Origin of the sequence: Vibrio mediterranei (genome assembly GCF_013364395.1) — a bacterium.
Lineage (GTDB): Bacteria > Pseudomonadota > Gammaproteobacteria > Enterobacterales > Vibrionaceae > Vibrio > Vibrio mediterranei.
Genome location: NZ_JABXGK010000001.1, coordinates 159,718 through 180,794 on the forward strand (window position 1 = coordinate 159,718; position 21,077 = coordinate 180,794).

The 21,077-nt window shown below is 44.8% G+C and carries 20 protein-coding genes; 10 read left to right on the plus strand and 10 right to left on the minus strand.

The genetic code is table 11. From position 1 onward, the window contains the following. Positions 1–222: 222 nt before the first annotated feature. The 5 genes from cobA to cysC all read left to right on the plus strand — a co-directional run bounded on the left by cobA (position 223) and on the right by cysC (position 5,958). The gene (cobA, locus tag HOP38_RS00890; protein ID WP_198557255.1) at positions 223–1,098 is read left to right on the plus strand and encodes a uroporphyrinogen-III C-methyltransferase; all 876 of its coding nucleotides are present in this window, start codon (positions 223–225) and stop codon (positions 1,096–1,098) included. A 70-nt stretch (positions 1,099–1,168) separates the two neighbouring features. Next, the gene (gene cysD, locus HOP38_RS00895; RefSeq protein WP_006073216.1) at positions 1,169–2,077 is read left to right on the plus strand and encodes a sulfate adenylyltransferase subunit CysD; all 909 of its coding nucleotides are present in this window, start codon (positions 1,169–1,171) and stop codon (positions 2,075–2,077) included. An 18-nt stretch (positions 2,078–2,095) separates the two neighbouring features. Further along, positions 2,096–3,508, plus strand: a complete 1,413-nt coding sequence (cysN, locus tag HOP38_RS00900) for a sulfate adenylyltransferase subunit CysN (RefSeq protein WP_088876604.1) — start codon at positions 2,096–2,098, stop codon at positions 3,506–3,508. Between the two features lie 71 nt (positions 3,509–3,579). Further along, the gene (locus tag HOP38_RS00905) at positions 3,580–5,304 is read left to right on the plus strand and encodes an SLC13 family permease (RefSeq protein ID WP_198557256.1); all 1,725 of its coding nucleotides are present in this window, start codon (positions 3,580–3,582) and stop codon (positions 5,302–5,304) included. A gap of 21 nt (positions 5,305–5,325) precedes the next feature. Then, a complete protein-coding gene (gene cysC / locus HOP38_RS00910; RefSeq protein ID WP_006073221.1) occupies positions 5,326–5,958 on the plus strand; it encodes an adenylyl-sulfate kinase in 633 nt (210 codons plus the stop codon). Here cysC and HOP38_RS00915 read toward each other — a convergent pair. From HOP38_RS00915 to HOP38_RS00945, 7 genes are all read right to left on the minus strand, one after another. After that, positions 5,955–6,857 (minus strand): TIGR03899 family protein, encoded by a 903-nt coding sequence (locus HOP38_RS00915; RefSeq protein WP_006073223.1) that lies wholly within the window; start codon positions 6,855–6,857, stop codon positions 5,955–5,957. The genes cysC and HOP38_RS00915 overlap by 4 nt on opposite strands. Positions 6,858–7,236: 379 nt before the next feature. Continuing rightward, entirely contained in the window at positions 7,237–7,701 is a 465-nt protein-coding gene (locus HOP38_RS00920; protein ID WP_050798639.1) for a DUF3299 domain-containing protein, read from the minus strand. A gap of 58 nt (positions 7,702–7,759) precedes the next feature. Then, the gene (locus tag HOP38_RS00925) at positions 7,760–9,019 is read right to left on the minus strand and encodes an ABC transporter permease (protein WP_006073230.1); all 1,260 of its coding nucleotides are present in this window, start codon (positions 9,017–9,019) and stop codon (positions 7,760–7,762) included. Beyond that, positions 9,016–9,705 (minus strand): ABC transporter ATP-binding protein, encoded by a 690-nt coding sequence (locus tag HOP38_RS00930; RefSeq protein ID WP_062462302.1) that lies wholly within the window; start codon positions 9,703–9,705, stop codon positions 9,016–9,018. Before HOP38_RS00930 ends, HOP38_RS00925 begins: the two co-directional genes overlap by 4 nt. 61 nt (positions 9,706–9,766) lie before the next feature. After that, positions 9,767–10,507: a zinc uptake protein ZrgA gene (gene zrgA, locus HOP38_RS00935; RefSeq protein WP_198557257.1), complete on the minus strand. Its 741-nt coding sequence runs from the start codon at positions 10,505–10,507 to the stop codon at positions 9,767–9,769. Positions 10,508–10,558: 51 nt separating this feature from the next. Continuing rightward, a complete protein-coding gene (locus HOP38_RS00940) occupies positions 10,559–10,852 on the minus strand; it encodes a DUF2607 family protein (protein WP_198557258.1) in 294 nt (97 codons plus the stop codon). Positions 10,853–11,000: 148 nt separating this feature from the next. Then, positions 11,001–11,552, minus strand: coding sequence for a YtfJ family protein (locus HOP38_RS00945; protein WP_198557259.1), 552 nt, complete (start codon positions 11,550–11,552; stop codon positions 11,001–11,003). 279 nt (positions 11,553–11,831) lie between these two features. On the opposite strand from HOP38_RS00945, the gene HOP38_RS00950 reads away from it, so the two are divergent. Beyond that, on the plus strand, positions 11,832–12,032 hold the full coding sequence (locus tag HOP38_RS00950; RefSeq protein WP_006073236.1) for a DUF1107 family protein: 201 nt from the start codon (positions 11,832–11,834) through the stop codon (positions 12,030–12,032). A gap of 77 nt (positions 12,033–12,109) precedes the next feature. On the opposite strand, the gene msrA is transcribed toward HOP38_RS00950, so the two are convergent. After that, positions 12,110–12,730, minus strand: coding sequence for a peptide-methionine (S)-S-oxide reductase MsrA (gene msrA / locus HOP38_RS00955; protein ID WP_124940553.1), 621 nt, complete (start codon positions 12,728–12,730; stop codon positions 12,110–12,112). Positions 12,731–12,896: 166 nt separating this feature from the next. Between msrA and tamA the strand changes: the two genes are divergently transcribed. The 4 genes from tamA to HOP38_RS00975 all read left to right on the plus strand — a co-directional run bounded on the left by tamA (position 12,897) and on the right by HOP38_RS00975 (position 19,191). Further along, positions 12,897–14,612: an autotransporter assembly complex protein TamA gene (tamA, locus tag HOP38_RS00960; RefSeq protein WP_198557260.1), complete on the plus strand. Its 1,716-nt coding sequence runs from the start codon at positions 12,897–12,899 to the stop codon at positions 14,610–14,612. Then, a complete protein-coding gene (gene tamB / locus HOP38_RS00965) occupies positions 14,609–18,370 on the plus strand; it encodes an autotransporter assembly complex protein TamB (RefSeq protein ID WP_423250076.1) in 3,762 nt (1,253 codons plus the stop codon). Before tamA ends, tamB begins: the two co-directional genes overlap by 4 nt. Before the next feature lie 91 nt (positions 18,371–18,461). Further along, positions 18,462–18,812, plus strand: coding sequence for a DUF2799 domain-containing protein (locus HOP38_RS00970; RefSeq protein WP_006073240.1), 351 nt, complete (start codon positions 18,462–18,464; stop codon positions 18,810–18,812). A 22-nt stretch (positions 18,813–18,834) separates the two neighbouring features. Further along, a complete protein-coding gene (locus HOP38_RS00975) occupies positions 18,835–19,191 on the plus strand; it encodes a DUF2799 domain-containing protein (RefSeq protein WP_124940556.1) in 357 nt (118 codons plus the stop codon). Positions 19,192–19,259: 68 nt separating this feature from the next. Here HOP38_RS00975 and ppa read toward each other — a convergent pair whose 3' ends face one another. Continuing rightward, entirely contained in the window at positions 19,260–19,790 is a 531-nt protein-coding gene (gene ppa, locus HOP38_RS00980) for an inorganic diphosphatase (protein WP_031494627.1), read from the minus strand. Positions 19,791–19,921: 131 nt separating this feature from the next. Then, entirely contained in the window at positions 19,922–20,935 is a 1,014-nt protein-coding gene (fbp, locus tag HOP38_RS00985; RefSeq protein WP_006073244.1) for a class 1 fructose-bisphosphatase, read from the minus strand. Between the last annotated feature and the right edge of the window lie 142 nt (positions 20,936–21,077).

Consider the following 21,077-nt stretch of genomic DNA (forward strand, 5'->3'; position numbering starts at 1 on the left):
AAATGCACACTCAAGTGCAATCTGATACACATCTCGCAACTTTTGTTTCAAGCCTAGTTCCATTCGTCAAAATCGGGCGGAAGATGGATCAAAAATTCACATTGTTCTGCGCTAATAAAATCTTCTTAGTGACTTTTGGAATAAAAAATGAAATTTTAGAATTTCAGGTAATATAGAGGAGTGGTCATAATGCCATCATTCGACTAGCGAAGGATTGTTATTATGGATTCGTCTCAACCACTACCAAAGGGCAAGGTAGCCACACCAACTTTGGTGAGCAGTTATCATAAGCCCAAGTTGCCAAGTTCAGTATTACGGGCGGGTGAAGTTGCGCTAATTGGTGCAGGTCCCGGCGATCCTGAGTTACTCACCCTGAAGGCTCTTAATCTACTTCAACAAGCGGATGTGGTGCTTTACGACTACCTGGTTTCTGATGACATCATGGAGTTGGTGCCGGAAAGTACCATTTTGGTTTGTGTAGGCAAGCGTGCTGGTCACCACAGTGTTCCGCAAGAGAAGACCAATCAATTATTGGTAGAGTTTGCACAAAGTGGGCATAAAGTCGCACGTATTAAAGGTGGCGATCCCTTTGTATTTGGCCGTGGCGGTGAAGAGCTTCAAGTGCTTGCAGCAGCAGGTATTCAATTCCAAGTCATTCCTGGTATTACCGCAGCCGCTGGCGCAACAGCTTACGCAGGCATCCCACTTACTCATCGTGATTACGCACAATCTGCACTGTTCGTCACAGGACATTTAAAGCCTGACGCTGATGATATGGATTGGTCAACGCTCTCTAGAGGTAATCAAACACTTGTCATCTATATGGGGTTAATGAAGTCCGACTACATACAGCAACAACTACTGGCGCACGGTCGTAGTAAAACTGTTCCAGTAGCGATTATCGAACGTGGGACTCAGCGTTCACAGAGAGTATTACGTGGCACCTTATCGAATTTACCGGAATTAGCACAACACGCTGAATCTCCGGCACTTATTGTTGTGGGAGAAGTCGTATCTCTTGCTGATGAACTTTCGTGGTTTGGCCAAGACCATGATGAGATGAAGCCACAACAGCGGGTCGAAAGGCAGCGTGCCTAATTATAGCTATTACTGAATCAGTCTTGTGTTAGTCACTGGGTGGCTGACATAGAAAAAGGAAGCACAATACATGGACCAAGAAAGACTCACACACCTAAAACAATTGGAAGCCGAAAGCATCCATATCATCCGAGAAGTGGCGGCCGAATTTGATAACCCGGTGATGATGTACTCCATCGGTAAAGATTCCTCTGTCATGTTGCACTTAGCGCGCAAAGCGTTTTATCCCGGAAAAATCCCATTTCCCTTGCTGCATGTTGATACCGATTGGAAATTCAAAGAAATGATCGAATTTCGCGATCGCACTGCAGAGAAATATGGATTTGAGCTTTTGGTTCACAAGAATCCAGAAGGGCTTGCGATGGGGTGTAGTCCATTTGTACACGGATCTTCAAAGCACACCGATATCATGAAAACGCAGGGACTTAAGCAAGCGTTAAATAAATATGGTTTTGATGCAGCGTTTGGTGGTGCAAGACGTGATGAGGAGAAGTCGAGAGCTAAGGAGCGAGTCTACTCTTTCCGTGATAAGAACCATACTTGGGACCCAAAAAACCAACGTCCAGAGCTGTGGAAAACCTACAACGGTCAAATCAATAAAGGGGAAAGCATTCGTGTATTCCCATTGTCTAACTGGACTGAGCTTGATATTTGGCAATACATCTACTTAGAGAATATCGAAATCGTTCCACTTTATCTTGCAGCCCCACGTCCCGTTGTCGAGCGTGATGGCATGCTGATCATGGTTGATGATGATCGCATGGAGATTGGTTCTGATGAGACTGTGGAACATAAGAGCGTACGCTTTAGAACATTAGGTTGCTATCCATTAACGGGTGCCGTTGAATCGGAAGCGAACACACTGACAGGCATCATAGAAGAAATGTTAGTGGCTACATCCAGTGAGCGACAAGGACGAGCGATCGACCACGATCAGTCAGGATCGATGGAGCTTAAGAAACGTCAAGGCTACTTTTAAGGATCGAAGGAACAGATTATGAATAGCGCAGTAGAAGCACAACTTGCTGAACTAGGTATTGAAGGCTACCTGAATCAGCATCAACACAAATCTTTACTCCGATTCCTGACATGCGGTTCGGTTGATGATGGCAAGAGTACCTTAATTGGCCGTTTACTCCACGACTCTAAGCAAATCTATGAAGATCAATTGGCGGCCGTTCACTCTGATAGTCAACGAGTGGGAACAACGGGTGAGAAGCCTGATTTAGCCTTATTGGTTGATGGTCTGCAAGCAGAGCGCGAACAAGGTATTACCATCGATGTGGCTTACCGTTATTTCTCAACCCAGAAACGAAAATTCATTATTGCCGATACGCCAGGGCACGAACAATACACTCGTAACATGGCGACCGGTGCGTCGACCTGTGATCTTGCGGTTATCTTGATCGATGCTCGAAAAGGAGTATTGGATCAGACGCGTCGTCATTCGTTTATTTCGAGCTTGTTGGGTCTTAAGCACTTTATCGTCGCGGTGAATAAAATGGACCTAGTGGACTTCTCTCAACAGCGTTACGAAGCAATTCGTGATGAATACCTAACGTTTTCGGAAAACTTAGGCAAAGACATCAATATCCAGATGATTCCTATCTCTGCTCTAGAAGGCGATAACGTGGTCGACTTGAGCAACAACATGGATTGGTATCAAGGAGAGCCACTGCTTGATCTGCTAGAAAAAGTCGATATCGACCAAGAGAAGCAGAATGGAGATTTCCGATTCCCAGTGCAATATGTGAATAGACCTAACCTCGATTTTCGCGGTTTTGCTGGCACCATTGGTTCAGGCGAAATACAGGTTGGCGATGAAATCAAAGCACTACCTTCTGGGAAAACATCACGTGTAGAACGTATTGTGACGTTCGATGGTGATTTGCCTCGCGCATTTGCTGGTCAAGCAGTAACGCTGACTTTAAGTGATGAGATCGATATTAGTCGCGGTGACTTGATTGTGAAACAAGACGCGAAAGTGGTGTCGTCAAATCGTCTGCTTGCTGATGTGGTTTGGATGACTGATGAGCCTTTGGCTGCAGGTAAAAGCTATGACATCAAGATTGCAGGTAAGAAAACTCAGGGCCAGCTAGAAGGTGTTCGTCATCAATATGACATTAATACACTTAAGTCTTTTGATACTGACGCTTTGCCTCTCAACGGTATTGGTTTATGTGAGTGGTCACTTACAGAGTCGGTTGCGGTAGATAGTTATGATGCGGTGCAAGATACGGGTGGTTTTATTGTTATCGATCGACTCACTAATGTCACAGTAGGTGCAGGCTTGGTTCGTGAGGCATTAGCTGAAGAACAACGTTCACCTCAAGAGCGCATGGGGGCATTTGAGAAAGAACTGAAAGCACTCATTATGAAGCACTTCCCTGAGTGGGATGCCAATATCTAACATCTTAGTTAGTTGGAACCATTGTGACGTGAAATCAATGTAACGTAGCATTAAGCAGTAGGGAGAAGGATATGTGGGAACAAGGAGTAGTGCTAGCACTGTTGATGTCTATCATTGCTTGCTTGATCGCGACCCAGATAAAACCGAGCCTTATCTTTGCTGGTGCTGCGTTTATCGCGTTTATTTCCGGTATGTTAGAGCTTAATGCGATAGCGACCAATTTTACTAATTCGTCGCTATTAACTTTGGTGCTACTGATTCTCTCGTCTGCGGCGTTAGAAAAAACTCGATTGATCAGTTGGGTTAGTCGTTCCATTGCGACAGGCCGTTTAGGCTCTGTAGTGGCAAAGCTTGGGGTTTCTACTGCTTTGCTCTCTTCTTTTACCAACAATACCGCTGTTGTTGTGTCATTAATTGGCGCTATTAAGCGCAACCAGCGTCATGCCCCTTCAAAGCTGCTTATTCCTTTATCTTATACGGCTATCCTTGGAGGCACACTGACGCTAATTGGTACTTCTACCAACCTTATAATCAATAGCTTCGTTGAAGATGTGGGCTTACCAAGTTTGGACTTTTTCGCACCCACTTGGATAGGACTTAGTGTCTTAGTCGGTGGAGTACTGGTACTGATTCCATTGAGTTATCTTCTGCCTAATTATGATGATGCGAATCAAGATGATTTGCCCTACTTTTTGGAAGCTCGAGTGGAGCCTGGCTCACCACTAGTGGGACGAAGCATTGCAGAGAACAATCTCAGGGCGTTACGAAAGTTGTTTTTGGCTGAAGTGGTACGAGATGGTGAAACTCTGGCTTCAGTGGACCCTAACTTTGTCCTTCAAGCTAAGGATCGTCTGCTGTTTTGTGGTGATGTGGAAAGTGTTGCTACTCTTCAAGAAATTCAGGGTTTGACGTTTTTCGGACAGCACCATCTCAACGGACAGAACCTATTGGAAGTGGTGGTCAGCTCATCGGCGACCTTCTGTAATAACACGCTTAAATCGAGCCATTTTCGTGACCGTTTTGATGCGGTTGTGGTGGCGATTCGGCGTGGTCATGAACGACTGGAAGGTGGTCTCGGCAATATTATCTTACAGGCCGGAGATACATTGGTGTTGGCGCCTGGTAAAGGGTTCGAACAGGCTCGTCGCCAACATCGAAAAGAGTTTGTGCTGGTCAATGACTTAGATTCCAGTGCCAAACTTGATTTTGCTAAATCGAGTTACGTGCTGCTTGGTTTTGTTGCTGTGATTGCGTTAGCACTCACTCACATTCTCCCCATAATTAAGGGGCTAGCACTGTATCTAATTGCGGTTCTGGCCTTTGGCATCGTTAATATCGGCGAGCTAAGGCGTCGCTTTCCGGTCGACATTGTGGTGATTGTTGGTTCGGCGTTGTCTATCGCGCAGTTGATGATATCTACTGGCCTCTCTGAGCGCATGGGGGCGATGTTTATCGAGCTATTCAATGGTTGGGGCGTATTTGGAGCGTTAGTGGCCACTTACTTGGTGACACTTATCCTAACCGAATTGGTGACCAACAATGCTGCCGCCGCATTGGCGTTTCCCATTGGCTACAGTATGGCAGTCGGCTACGGCGTTGATCCCATGCCCTTCATAATGGCTGTGCTGTTTGGTGCGAGCGCGAGTTTTATCTCCCCTTATGGTTATCAGACTAATCTACTGGTTTATAGCGTTGGTAATTACCAACTGAAAGATTACATGAGAATTGGGATACCTATCTCTATTGTCTATTCCGTTTTGGTATTGGCACTTATTCCCTATTTCTTCCCGTTTTAAGTATTTTTACAAGGACTTACTATGTCAAATAGTGCACTGGCAAGCGCCGAAATAAACAAAGATGAAAACGTTATTTGGCATCAGCACCAGGTAACCAAGTCAGAGCGTGCAACCTTAAAAAATCAGCAGCCAGTAGTGTTGTGGTTTACGGGGCTTTCCGGTGCTGGAAAATCAACGGTGGCAGGCGCTCTGGAAACTGAACTTACGCAACGCGGTTATCACACCTATTTGCTAGATGGCGATAATGTGCGACACGGGCTCTGTCGAGACCTAGGCTTTTCTCAGCAAGATAGACGAGAGAACATTCGAAGAGTTGGTGAGCTAACAAAATTGATGGCGGACGCGGGTCTTATCGTTCTCTCAGCCTTTATCTCTCCTCACCGAGAAGAGCGAGCTTTAGTGCGTGAGCTATTACCTCAAGGTGAATTCTTGGAAGTCTTTGTTGATGCGAGCTTGGCGGTTTGTGAAGCGCGGGATCCTAAAGGGTTATACAAGAAAGCACGAGCGGGAGAAATCAAGAATTTCACCGGGATAGATTCTGAATATGAACAACCCATCGAACCCGAAATTCATTTAAATGCCGACGCATATAAAGTTGAGGAACTGGTTGAACAGTGTATTCAGGCACTGACTGAGCGAAGTATCATTCGCTAAACCGTATGATGAAACGAGTTGGCCGTGTCACCCTTCACAATGAACTTTCTATTCAGTAACTCTAGCAGTTTATCGCGGTACTGGTTATTGCTACGGTTTCCAAGCAATTGGCACAACTCGTTACCTGTTGGGGTAAATCGGTAGTAGGTTAACGTGATGCCTTTATGCTTTGGCTGCAACGTCATTTCTTTACCTTGATAACTGAGCTTAAGTGCGGGCTCTTTGGTGATTTCACCGGACTCTAATTCGGTGGCGAGCAGGATGCCTAGCTCAACAAGTAATAACAGGCTGGAATAGGGAAATTGAAATTCACCTAGGCTTAGTTCATCAAGGCTTTCGCGTTTAGAAAAGCTAAATAACCCTGCCTGATGGCGAATACCAAGTAGTAGTTTTCGGCTAGTATCGGTACCAAAACTGCAAGCCAAAGAAGCTGCGCGTTGTAGAGTTTGTGCTTCTTTTGGCGTCATGTCTCTAAGGGTTTTTAGAGCTTTCATTGAAGTTGAACCAGGATTGGTCACCTCCCGTTTTAGCACCTGTGCCCATAGCTTTTGCATTGAGCTGTTGTGAATTTCCTTAGCCATGTCGAAATAACGCACCAGCCAGTCAAAGTCTGGCTCTCCTGCCACTTCATTCTTGCACGATGTCAGCGCGGCTTTCACAATTTGTTCTAAGTTCTTTTGTCGCTGCTCTTTACTCTGCTTTTCGCGCAACATGGCGCGTTCAAATAGGCTTTTACTTGGGGTTTCCTCTGCAATCAATGCGTCCAAACTATGTGCTTGAGCAATAGCACGTATTCTGCTGCCACTGTCCTTCATATGGTGGCTTTTTTTGTGAGCCTGTTCGTTCTGCGTGTTTGGCTCGGTAGTTTGTGATTGCTGATCGACAGGTAATTTGCTCATAAAAACGAATTCAAGATAGGCAGTAAAATTGTACGATTGATCATCAATTTAGCGATATTTTATGGTGCTGACTAGTTCTATTTATGTGAGCTATTTTCCGAATTAACAATAACGGCCATCATATTGTAAAAAATGCTGGGATAAATGATAAATTTTTGTTAAATTTGAGGTGTAACTAAGGAGGGCTTTATGAGTCACTCAGGAGAGAATAGAGTTAAAAAACACGTTTCGGTAGCATTATTGCTATGTGTTTATCTCGGAGTGCTAGCTTATCTATCTACTTTCATCAGCTAAGTAGAAGATTGATTGGCAATATGACAAGCTAGCACTGTTAACGAAATGTTTACTTTTAACGCCTCTACGCTATTCAGCGTGCATTCTAACCATCGTCATAATCTTCAATACGGATTCCATCAATCAGATAGGCAGTTTCAGCGAGCTCAGAATTGATGGTTTCCGTCTTCAATGTTCCTACCACGTAAATAACATCCCACAAACGATGTACAGGTGCACCTTCTTTAAACTTTACATAAATGATTTGGTTTGGTGGCGGTGGTGGTACGTGAATACAGGCGCCAAAGTAAGGAACCAATAGAAATTCAGTCACCATGTCTTCATCGCCTTCAAGTGGAATAACAAAGCCAGGGATCTTGACCATACTGCCATTAAGCTCTTGTCGGACAGAGCCCAATTTTGATTGCTCCATTACACCGCCAGAGTGATCAATGGCAGGCATGCCCATCGCATCAAACTGGTTGCGTTCTTTCTCGGGGATCAAATCGATCCAATCGAGTTTTAATAGATCAGATTCATCCTGTGCTAACGCCATATGTGGCATTAGCATGCTTATCGTTAATAATAGAATGCCAACGAGTTTAGGCAGTATTTTCATGTCAATCTCGCTAAATTCGGATGGTCATGCCATCGCTTAATGATTGTCGGTACGCGCGCAGTGCAGGGAAGAATCCAATGATCATTCCTGCGATTTGAACAAACCCTAGCAACATCCACTCATGAGCAGTAATTGCGGTTAGCGCAATATTGATACCGTAGTTTGCAGTGATGATTGGCGCAGCGACCGCTAGCATGGCATACATGCCACCAATACCGCAAATGATACCGACAGAAGTTAGAACGGTGGCCTCACTGACCAACAAGGTGAACACGTGTCGTGGTCTAGCTCCCATGGCACGTAGTATCGCCATCTCTCTTCGTCTCTCTTGTAAACTAGTCAGTAAGCTCGAGAGCATTCCCATCAAACCTGCGACGACAACAAAAATAGAGACGATAAGCAACGCTTGTTCAGCCACGCTCATCATGCCCCATAATTCATGCAAGGCGACACCTGGAAGAATGGCGCTTAGTGGCTCTTGCTTATAGGTATTAATCTGTCTTTGTAGAGCGAAGGTCTGAATCTTGCTCTTAAGACCTATCAACATGGCCGTGATTTGCTTAGGTTGGAAGTCAATCTGTTCCAGCTGTTCTTTGCTTGGTGTGTTACCCAGATTTGCACCAGATTCCCAACCAACATGTATCGCTTCAATTGCTTCAAGAGAAACATGAACGGTTTTATCGACTGGTGTCCCTGTAGGGGCGAGTATGCCGACCACTTTGAAAGGGAGGTTTTCATGACGGCTAAAGCCGACATCGCTGATGCCGTGCGCAATAATGATTTCACTGCCAATATCATAGCCTAGGGATTTGGCAACATCGGAGCCCAGCACGGTTTCAAATAGCCCATTAAATTCATGGCCTGAAGAGAAGCTTAAATGTTGCTTCTGTCCATATTGGTAGTGCTCGAAATAGCTGTGATTAGTTCCCATGACTCGAAAACCTTTGTGTGAGTCTCCAAGAGAAATGGGAATTGCCCAGTCAACAGCGCGATGTTGGCTAAACTCTTCATAGCTTTTCCAATCGATATTATTGGTGGCATTACCAATACGAAAGACAGAGTAGAGCAGCAGGTTCACTTGGCCAGAACGACCACCGACGATGAGGTCTGTGCCTGAAATCGTGTTGGCAAAGCTGCTTTTTGCTTGAGTTCGAATACGTTCAACACCCATGAGAAGAATAACCGAAATCGCCACTGTCATAACGGTTAACAATGCGGTGGTTTTTCGGTTGAGAAGACTTTTCCAAGCTAGTTTCAATGTAATACTCATAATGCTCTCGCTTGGTTGATATCCAGTAAATTTTCGCTTCGCGTAAATAGGGATTCGAGCGTCGGGTCGTGGCTGACAAAGATCAGCGTGGAATGAGCTTGGTTGGCTTGTTCCATAAGTAATTCGATAAAAGCTTCTCGGTTATCGTGATCCAAAGCCGAAGTTGGCTCATCGGCAATAAGAAATTCAGGCTGACCAATTAAGGCACGTGCGGCGGCCACACGTTGTTGTTGACCAATACTGAGCTCAATCACCGGTTTGTTGAGAAGGTGTGAAGGCAGCCTTAAGTGTTCGAGCAGCCGCTTGGCTTCTTGCTCTAAAGGGCCCGCTACCTTGTTTTTTCTGACTTGAGAAAACCGGCAAGGTAAAGTGACGTTATCAATGACAGAGAGATACGGCAGCAGGTTAAACTGTTGGAATATATAGCCTATATGATCCGCCCTAAATTTATCTCTAGCACTGGCAGATAAGGATTGTAGTGACTGTCCCAGAGCGACAACATTGCCTGAGGTTGCTGTATTGATACCAGTGAGTAGCCCCAATAAGGTCGATTTCCCGCAGCCACTTGGTCCTTTTAAGAATAGATGTTCACCCTGTTCTATAGTGAGTGAAGGAATATCGAGTGTGGGGGCTTGTTCTGGGTGCCATTTGAAAGTGAGATCGGTGAGTTCGATTACTCTAGCCATAATGTCCTCTTATCCAAGAAGATGCCCTAAGAGAGCAAAGCTACTTCTTAGGGCGAGATGCTTACAGTTTAATGACAGTGTTGCCAGAGGTTAGTTCAGTTGCAGATTGTGCTGTGTCCGTTAACAGGTTAACAGAGACTTTTTCAGTTGCAGGGAAGTAGCTAAACCATTTTGTGTCAATTTGGTTTAACTCACTGAAATCACTACAGGTAAATTGGTATTGCACGTTGAACTCGCCATGTCCATCATGATGGTCGTGGTCGTGGTCGTGGTCGTGGTCGTGGTCGTGGTCGTGGTCGTGGTCGTGGTCGTCATGACCTTTGTGATCATCGTGTTCTTTATGGTCATGATGGTCGTCATGGCCCTTATGATCATCGTGTCCGTCATGGTCATGGTCATGATCGTGGTGGTCGTCGTGACCTTTGTGATCATCATGATCTTTATGGTTGTGATGGTCATCGTGGTCATCATGGCCTTGATGAGACTCTAACGTATTATCAATATCCGCATCCACGAGTTGGCATCCAGCAGCCTTTGGTAGGATCAGTAGGTTATTCACGTCGTTAAGTGTCGCCTTGGCTTTGGTAAGCGCCGCTTTTTCTGCGTCAGTTTTTGGGGCATGCTCGAAGCCGACTACATCCGCGCCAGGAGCCGTAATCTCCACCAAAAGGTCTTTTCCATCTTGAGCAATATTGAACTCGACATGGCCGTGAACATGGGCATCGTGTTGTCGGAAGTTTTCTTCTGCCACTGCAAATTGGGAGACTACGAGTCCAGCTAATAGAGTCATCTTGAGTTTCATTGGGATTCCTTAAATTTTAGTCTGTGATAACAATAGATGATTTTAGTGAATCTAGGTAAGCAAAGGCGGTGAGCGTGCACTGATGCACTCCGGCTTTGAATGGCAGACACTATTATCTATATTGATCAATCTGGAATGAGAAACAACTACTGACGCTGCATGGAAAAGACTGACGGGAAGTGAATGGGTGCCTTTGGTAAATAAAGGGCAATGATGTTCCTGGTGGTCGATGTGAGAATCGTAGCTGTGCTCGATGGATAGGGCATTGAGAGCAAACAGCAGCAAGCTTAAGCACAATGCAGCTCTTAGCTTAGAACCTGTTTTCATCAGTTGAATCAGCGACATGCGACTTGTTCTCGTTTAATTTTGATTTGTTATGTTATAACAAATCAAAATATTTACCAACGTAAACAATGGTCCGCTTTGGGTTTCTAACAGGAAAAAAACAATGGGAGCGACTTTGCTCCCATTATGATTTCAACATAGCGAGAGGTTATAGGTTATCGCTGATCATTGTCAGCACTTCTTGAACCTCACTATCTGTTAAAGCGCCTTCTTTAACATACAGAATCTTGCCTTGCTTATCTTGAACGATAATTGCTGAATTATCTTCTTTGAGTTGCCACGCGTTGGCAACTAGGCCGTGTTTATCGAGCACCATGGATGACCATGGGAATTCTTGCTTGCTGTCTTCAGCTGAAGATTTGACAAAGGAGCCTGTGCCCCACATTGCATCATCTTGGTTGATGATCGTCGTGGTTTGGTAGCTGTCTTCTGGAAATTTCGCATCCGTAATGGCTTTCATTAGTGGGGCGTTCATCTCTTTTGAGCTACTACGGCCAGCGATGGCTTGAATAACTCGTACTTTGCCAAGCATATCGTTACTGCTCCACGCTTGGTAAGTAATTGCGTCATTGTTGAGAATAAGCTCACCATGATCCTTCACAGATATTGAGCGTGCGTTACCACCAACTTGTAAATTCGTGGCCATAGCAAGAGTGGGTAAACACAGCATTGCTATTGTTAGGAGAGGCTTTAGTTTCATTGTAATTGTTTCCATTACTTTGTGTTGAGCGGCATACCATAGGTTAACCTAGGAATTACCACAATGTTATTGGTGCGATTTGACCAAGAGATGTCCTTTACTTGATAAAATCATACCAAGCATAACAGTAATTTATAGCTTGTTGCAAAGATGTTAATTTATCTTTTGTGAACGAATAAATATGCTGTATACTTGTCACGAGCGCAAAAAATATTGCGACAACACTCGCATAAAGCGAGAACATGATGGTTGTACTCAAACGGATATTGAGGTTAGGTTATGCTGCGAAAGTTTACGGTTTATCGTCCGAGACAAATTGCTAAATTTGTTAAAACGCTTTTTAAGGGACAGTTTTTCATTGCGGGTATCGGGGTGTTTCGGTTCGATAACGGCAAAGTGTTACTACCAGAAGTCGGTGACAAACAAAAACTCGATGCATTTAAAGAGATTAACATCGAGATTGCTGCGCTCGCGATGTAGAACAGATATATCAATAGAATTTTTTAGAAACGCTCTTGGTGTGAAACCAAGAGCGTTTTTTGTTGTGCGCCGTCTGGTTATTGAGGAGGAAAACAGACGCCTGTACCACCAATTCCACAATACCCATTGGGGTTCTTAGCGAGATATTGCTGGTGGTATACCTCAGCAAGGTAGTAGTGATTGAGTAAGGCAATTTCCGTTGTGATGGAAGTATCACCAAGTGCTTGTTGGTATTGTTGCTGAGTCTGTTGCGCCGTCAAAAGCTGTTGCTCATCATCAACATAAATAGCAGAGCGGTACTGAGTACCAATATCGTTTCCTTGACGCATCCCTTGCGTTGGGTCGTGTTTCTCCCAAAAGACTTTGAGTATGTCAGTCAAAGAGGTTATCCGACTGTCGAACACAACACGCACCACTTCAGTATGCCCTGTATTTCCAGAACAGACCTCTTCATAGGTCGGATTTGGCGTGTAGCCACCTGCATAGCCGACGGAAGTCGAGATAACACCGTCCAGCTGCCAAAACACACGCTCAGCTCCCCAAAAGCAACCAAGGCCGATAACGACAGACTGTTGATGCTCTTGAAGTGATGCATTGAGGTCAGATTGATTGATGAAGTGAGGCTCCATTTTTGCGATAGCATGGTCACGCCCCGGTAGAGCTTGGTCTGCTGATATCATTTCCGTTTTACGCATCATAGGCTCCTTTTTAGACTATTATTGGGTGTACGAAGTTTCTGAAAACCATCAATAAAATAACGCTAATCTGCCATCATGTGGGTGGTGACTACAGACTTCTAAATTGATCGGGGTTATCATTCCAGTTCAATACAAAAACAACGAATCACAGTCTCAACAATAAAGCATGATAAAGAGAGTATTACCACCGCTAATTCTGTTGCTGTCGTCGAGTTTAGCGATGGCAAAAGATGGTGTGTCATTGGATATTAATGGTTTAAGTGGCGCATTGAAGGATAATGTTGACGCCTACATATCCGCTATTGAGCCCAGTGAATACTCAACGTCACTTCGATTTCAATCTCGCCTTACTAAAGAAATCAATACAGCCCTGAATGCTGTAGGTTATTACAATGCCCGCATTGAGTTCTCTGTGGACGATAAGGACTCTGAATTGATTGTTAACGTCAATGCAGGTGAGCCGACGAGAATCAAATTGGTTGATATTGATATCTCTGGTGAAGCGAAGAGCGATGAAGATTTTCTGCGTCTTATCCGACTGACACCACTTAAAGAAGGTGTCATTTTAAACCACAGCCAATACGATGCGATGAAATCAAGCATTCGTAATCTTGCTTTGCAAAAAGGTTACTTCGATGGCGGATATGTGCTGAGCCGACTCGAAGTGGTCCCTGAACTTAACCAAGCTTTTATTCGATTGCATTACGATAGTGGTATCCGCTATCAATTCGGCAAAACCACTATCACCGGCAGTCAGATCGATATTCAAAAAGTAGAATCATTACAACCATATAAAACGGGTGATGATTATCTTGCCTCTAAAGTCGGTATCCATAACCAGAACTTATCTAATACCGAATGGTTTTCATCGGTATTTGTTGAGCCTGACTTATCGCAAGTAGGTAAAGGGCGAGAGTTACCTATGAAGGTGTCACTGGCCCCGCAAGTAAGAAACCAATTTGAAACGGGTCTTGGTTACTCCACTGACGTGGGGGCAAAAGTTAAGTTCAAGTGGAAAAAACCATGGTTGAACGAACATGGCCACAGCTTTAATACTAGTCTTGATCTCTCTATTCCTGAACAACAGGTGACAGCGAGCTACAAGATCCCTTTGGATGATGTGCTGAAAGATTATTATCTCATTCAATATGGTCTAAAAAACGTAAACCGAAGTGATAAAAAGACTTTGGAATCTAACTTGGCCTTCGAGCGTCATTGGGTGCTCGATAGCGGTTGGCATCGCACAGCTTACTTGCGTTATTTGGTGGAGAACTACGAGTTCAATACGCAAGGCGAATTAGGTCAGTTCGTCTTACCTGGTCTATCGTATTCACGAGTGGTATCTCGAGGTGGTGTACTGCCGATGAGTGGTAACAAACAGACCATCATGTTTGAAGTCGGCGACGAGCGTGCCCTCTCAGAAACGTCCGTGTTCCGCATGCGTGGAACGTCCACATGGATTTCCAGTATTGGTGAAAATCATCGTGGTATTTTTAAAGTGGATGTTGGTGCCAATATTGCTAGCGACCCTTCTAAATTATCACCGTCACTACGATTCTATGCGGGTGGTGATAACAGTATCCGAGGTTACGACTATGAGAGTATTTCTCCCGAGGATGATGTCGGTAATAAAACCGGTGGCCAATACTTGGCGACCAGTACACTAGAGTATCAATATCGTATTACTGGAAATTGGTGGGCAGCGACGTTTTTCGATGTTGGTGATGCATTTAATGATAGTCCAGAGTGGAAACGTGGTGCCGGTTTCGGTATTCGCTGGGTGTCGCCTGTTGGTCCAGTGAAATTTGATTATGCGAAGGGGTTAGATCAGAAACCGCAAGCAGAATGGCGTATTCACTTTAGTTTAGGGCCAGAATTATGATGTTAAAAGTTTGGCGATTGACCAAGTGGATCTCTATCGGCTTTGCGACGTTGATACTACTTATCGTGGCAACGCTGGCCTTCGCTATGTTCACTAATGCTGGGTTGAACAGCATTCTTTGGGGAGTAAACAAAGCGCTGCCTCAGTTACAGGTGTCGGAAGCCAAGGGCTCACTATTCCCCAGGTTTACCCTTAACCAAGTCAGTTTTGTTGACGAGAGTCTCCATATTGATCTTAACGCTCAGTCATTGACGTTGGCCGTTGATCTCAACTGCTTGAGTGATCCTAGGGTATGTATTAATGAACTGGCGATAACAGGTTTGAACTTTTCGATGCCTGAAGTTGCACCAAGTGAGCCTTCTACCGAGCCAAGTGAGCCGCTAACGTCAATCTTAACACCCATTCCAATTGCGATCGGTAAGGTGAATTTTAGTGATATCAATTTGGATATCTTAGGCACTAAAGTGAATTGGGATGTCTTTTCTACGTCTCTTGCAATGACCGGTTCTAAACTCACGGTCGGTGATACCTTGCTAAAATCACCGAGAGTAGCGTTAGCGCCGTCGGATGAGACCAGTGCAGAACCACAAGAGCCTCAACAGGAGAACAAGCCTCAGGCCATTGAGCTGCCAGAAGTGTTAATTCCGCTCTTCGTTAATATTGCGGGAATCGAAATTCAAGACTTTAAACTTGAGCAAGATGAACCTGTCATTGTCAATAATTTGCAGTTGGTGGGCCGAGCAGGTGAACACGATGTTCATGTAGATAAACTGCAGTTAGACATGCCGCAAGTGGATGCCCTTCTTAATGGAGATATCACCTTAAATCAGGACTACCCATTAGACCTGTTCCTTACGGCTCATCTCAAACAAACAGATTTGGCGGGTCAGAGGTTACGACTAGAGGCTAAAGGAAGCGTTGAAAAGCTATCTCTAGATAGTCAGTTTTCCGGGCTAATCACTGGTGCTTTAAATGGAGAGTTGCAGCCACTGGAACCAACACTTCCGTTTGATGCCACGATCAGTGATGCAAAAGCGACGTGGCCATTAACCGGTAAAAGTGATTATCAAGTTGCTATTGAAAGCTTGAAAGCGAAAGGCTCATTGGAAGGGTATGACGTTGCTCTAAACGCTCAAGCATCAGGTAAGGACATTCCAGATGTGGCAGTCCAGTTGATTGGTAAGGGTGACTTGAAGCAAATTGACCTAAGTGAGCTCTCTATTGATAGCTTAGGTGGCAACATTACTGGTCAGGTTATGGCGAACTGGGAGTCGCCGATAAACTGGAAAGGGGATATTAACCTTACGCACATTCAACCAGGTCTTCAATGGCCGGAGGCAGAAGGTGACATTAGTGGCCATATTGTCACCAGCGGCCAACTTACAGAAGCTGGTGGCTGGGATGTATCGGTTCCTACCCTCGACATTGTTGGTGTACTTCGTAATTACCCTCTAAATGTTAAAGGGCAGCTAGAAGCTGCAGATACTTCGGGCAAGGGTAAGTATAAAGTTAGAACTGAAGGGCTGTCAGTCGCTCATGGCCCAAACCAACTAAGTGCAAAAGGAACGCTTGATAAGGACTGGAATATGGATGTTCGGATCGATTTTCCTGACTTAGCGAAATCGGTTCCAGATCTCACTGGTCTTCTGAAGGGGACTGTGGGCATTAAAGGGGCGATGCTAGAACCTGATATCGCCACCGACCTAAAAGTAGAAAAAGTAAAATGGAAGCAAGAAGCCAGTATCGATAGCCTATCTTTGTCCGGTACTGCGAAACCCTTACCTCTTGAGCAAGCTCAGGCGAAACTCTCTTTAAAGGCTTCTGGGATTACTTATCAAGAACAGGTTGTCGAGAGTGTGGATCTCGCCTTAAGTGGCACTCAAGCAAGCCATACACTGTCATTGGATCTTGTTTCCAACCTCCTGTCTGCAAAGATTGACTTAGACGGTTCTCTTCAGGATAAGCCAAGTCTTGTTTGGACTGGGAGGCTTGCTGATGTTCATTTAGAGTCAGAACAAGGGCCGCTTGATTTAGTGGATCCTATCGATATCAAAGTGGATATCGATAAACAAGTGGCAGATGTCTCGGCGCACTGTTGGGCGCAAGCTGACTCGAAAGTGTGTTTGGAAAAAGACATCCAAGCTGGGACGTCAGGTGAAGCTTTAGTCACCGTGAAGAATTTCAACTTTAAACAGCTTGATGCTTACATTCCTAAAAATACCAATGTGGAAGGGACCGCCAATGTGACGGTGTGGGCCAAATGGGCACCAGAGGCAGCTCCGCAAGTTAAGCTGGATGTTAGCCTGCCGAAGGGCAAGGTCACGCAAACACTAGAAGCGCCTCTTGTCATAGGCTGGGATAAGGTGAATGTATCGGCGAATTTAGCGGATGATAAGCTCGAAGCTAGTTGGTTAGTAGACGTAACAGATAACGGCGATCTTTCTGGTCAAGTGACCTTACCTGATGTGCTCGCAGACAATAAAAAGATAGAGGGTGAGATCAACCTTTCTACGTTTAACTTGGACTTCCTGCAGCCTGTTATTGGTGAGTTCAATAAGCTCAAAGCGAACCTTGATTCAAACATCAAAATTAAAGGGGATGCTCTACATCCGCAGTTGTTTGGTGACTTTTCCATTTCGGATCTTTCCCTTCAAGGTGACATTTCGCCAATTCAAGTGAAGTCGGGTGGTGTGAACATTGCTTTCAATGGTTATGACGCCAACTTAGATGCGAAAATTCAGACTGATGATGGCGAACTGCAATTATCCGGTGAGGGTAATTGGCAGGATCTCAATGCATGGCGCACCAAATTGAGAGTGTTTGCCGATGAGTTGAATGTCGAAGTGCCACCGATGGTGAAAGTTAAGGTTGTCCCGGATATGACCATCGAGGCCAACCCACAGCTGGCGAAAGTAACGGGTACGATCGGCTTGCCCTGGGGACGAATTTTGGTTGAGGAACTGCCCCAGAGTGCAGTGTCGGTATCCAGTGACCAAGTACTACTCAACCCTGATATGACGCCTATCGACAAAGAAGCAGTGGTTCCTTTCAATATCGAAAGTGATGTTGTGATTAACATCGGTAATGATTTTCGTGTATCTGCATTTGGCTTAAAGGGTGACCTAAGAGGGCGATTACAAGTTTCCCAAAAAGATAAAGGGCCATTTGTTCAAGGTGAAGTCAATATCATCAACGGTTCGTATACTTCATTTGGTCAAGACTTGTTGATTGAAGAAGGTAAAATCCTAATGACTGGGCCTGTTGATCAGCCTTACGTCAATATTACCGCGATACGAAACCCAGAGACCACAGCTGATGATGTTAAAGCTGGGGTAAAAGTAACCGGTTTGGCATCAGAGCCTAAAATCGAGATTTTCTCTGATCCAACTATGCCACAAGCAAATGCCCTTTCTTACTTGTTACGTGGCCAAGATATTGATGGCGAAACAGGTGGTAATGCACTAACCACGACCTTGATTGGTTTGAGTTTAGCTCGCAGTGGTAAAGTGGTCGGCGATATTGGCCAAGCTTTTGGTGTACAAGACTTACAGCTTGATACTGCAGGTAGTGGTAATGACTCTCAAGTAACCGTGAGTGGGTATGTTCTGCCAGGGCTACAAGTGAAATATGGGGTAGGTATTTTTAACTCCCTCGGTGAATTCACCATACGCTATCGAATCATTGAAGACTTTTACGTTGAAGCGGTGTCTGGGCTTTATAGCTCTGTAACCTTCCTGTATCAGTTTGAAGTGGATTAACACGAGCCGTTGCTGCGCCGCCGCACAACGTAATCGATTCGCGCTTTTTCTCGTATACTTATGAAGTAACAAGCGGAATAGAGAGGGTAATATGAGGCCTTGGTTGTTGTTAATAATTGGAGGGCTGTTAGCGGGTTGTGTCCAACTACAGCCTCCCACTGACAAGAGTGATATGAGCTGGCAACAGTTTGGCGAGCAATGGGCGTTGAAGGGCTATATTGTTGAACCAGAAACGAAGCTACGCTCTAAAGTGCCTGACGTCACAGCTAGTCAATACAAAGCGTATCTCAAAGGATATCAAGAAGGTAAGAGTGAATACTGTAAACAAGATCCGTTTGTCTTAGGAAGAAATGGAAAAATCTATTACGGTATTTGTAACGATGTAGACCGAATGTATCTCGATGAGTATTGGCGTGGTAAAAATGCTCGCGCTAAGCGCTAGCAATTAGTGCTGGGGGGATCGTATGAGGCTGTTATTCATCATTGGCTTACTAATCATGTCGGGTTGTGCTCAACAAATTTCTCTTACTTCTGTTATGCCTCAAGACTGGCAGCAGTACGGTCAGGAGCAAGCTCTTATAGGGTATGAGAAACTGTCAGTTCAACAGTTACAATCTTCGACTACCATAGATTTCACGGAAGATTTATACCAGGCCTATTCTAACGGCTATGAGGAAGGTCGTATCGCATACTGTCAACAAGACCCAAGCATTCTGGGAAAGCGAGGGGAAATGTATCGTGGCATTTGTGATGACATCAAACCAACTTTTCGAACCTGGTATAACAATGGCAAAGCTTCTCGTGGCCGCTACGGCTATTAGCTCCTTTACTCTAAGCCAAAGTAAAAAGCTCTCTAATTTAGAGAGCTTTTTCATGTATTCAGCGAGCGCTATTTTGACTTAGCGCGCTCAAAGGAAGTTTCAATCTCTTCTCTTGCCGCTTGAACATCGGCCCAGCCATCGACTTTGACCCACTTACCCGCTTCGAGTTCTTTATAGCGCTCAAAGAACTGCGTGATCTGGGCTTTGAGCAGCTCAGGGATATCACCTACATCTTGAATGTGGTCGTACTCTTTAGAAAGCTTGCTATGAGGAACGGCAAAGACTTTTGCATCTTCACCAGATTCGTCGGTCATCTTAAGTACGCCTACTGGACGGCACCGAATTACTGAACCAGGCATCAACGGATAAGGTGTCGGTACCAACACGTCAACAGGATCACCATCAAGAGAAAGCGTTTCGTTTACGTAACCATAGTTACATGGGTAGAACATAGGTGCTGACATAAAGCGGTCAACGAAAACAGCACCAGAGTCTTTGTCGACTTCGTACTTAATTGGATCGGCGTTAGCAGGGATTTCAATCACTACATAGATATCATCAGGCAATGATTTACCTGCAGGGACATTGTTCAAGCTCATTTTGACTTTCCTTTTCTTTATTCATTATTCCTTTGAGGAGGGAATAGAGGGCTGAAACACGAATCGTTTACAAAGAGTATACTTGGTTAGTTTTAAAACAAAAAGTGCCTCTATTGAGAGGCACTTCGAAGTTATTGGTCTTTATATTCTTCTAGGAAAGATTCGACCTTTTCAACCATTCGGCTTGAGCCAACAAAGAATGGGACTCGCTGGTGTAGTTCGGTAGGTTTGATGTCCATGATACGCTGAGTACCATCCGATGCTAAGCCGCCTGCTTGCTCCATGATGAAAGCCATTGGGTTGCACTCATACAGTAGGCGCAGTTTACCACTTGGGTGACTTTGCGTGCTTGGGTACAAGTAGATGCCGCCCTTAAGCAGGTTGCGGTGGAAGTCAGATACCAAGGAGCCAATGTAGCGAGAGGTATACGGACGCTTCTCTTCTGGCACATTCTCTTGGCAGTATTTGATGTACTTTTTCACGCCCATAGGGAAGCGAATATAGTTGCCCTCGTTAATGGAGTAGATGGTGCCATCTTTAGGGATCATCATATTTTCATGAGATAGGCAGAAGGTACCGATCGATGGGTCGTAAGTAAATCCGTTTACGCCTTTACCCGTGGTATAAACCAACATAGTCGACGAGCCGTACACTACATAGCCCGCTGCAACTTGCTTGTTGCCCGGTTGTAGGAAGTCTTCTTGAGTCGGAGGAGTACCAACCGGTGAAACGCGACGATAGATAGAGAAGATGGTACCTACTGATACATTGACATCAATGTTCGATGAACCATCAAGTGGGTCCATTAGTACGACGTATTTGGCATTTTTGTTGAGCTCTTTGTTAAAGGCTACTGCCTCATCTTCCTCTTCACTGGCAACACCACAAACTTGGTCACGCGCTTCTAAAGCGGCTTTAAATTTGTCGTTAGCATAGACATCGAGTTTTTGTTGAGCTTCACCTTGAACGTTTTCAGAGCCTACAGAACCAGTAATATCAGCAAGGCCTGCCTTGTTAATTTCTCGGTTTACGATTTTGGCAGCGAGTCGAATCGAAGACAAAAGGGAAGATAAATCACCGCTAGCGTGGGGGAAATCAGTTTGTTTCTCAACAATGAATTCGCCAAGGGTGCGCATTTCAGACATGTTATATCCTTAACTTTTCTGCTTATTTTCTTGGGGGTAGTGTGTGAGAGAAATGTGGCAACCAAACGATTGCGTTTATTGGGGGTATTCATCAACACACATGTGTATTGTAGGTGGCAGAACTTTTTAATGGTAATGAAGT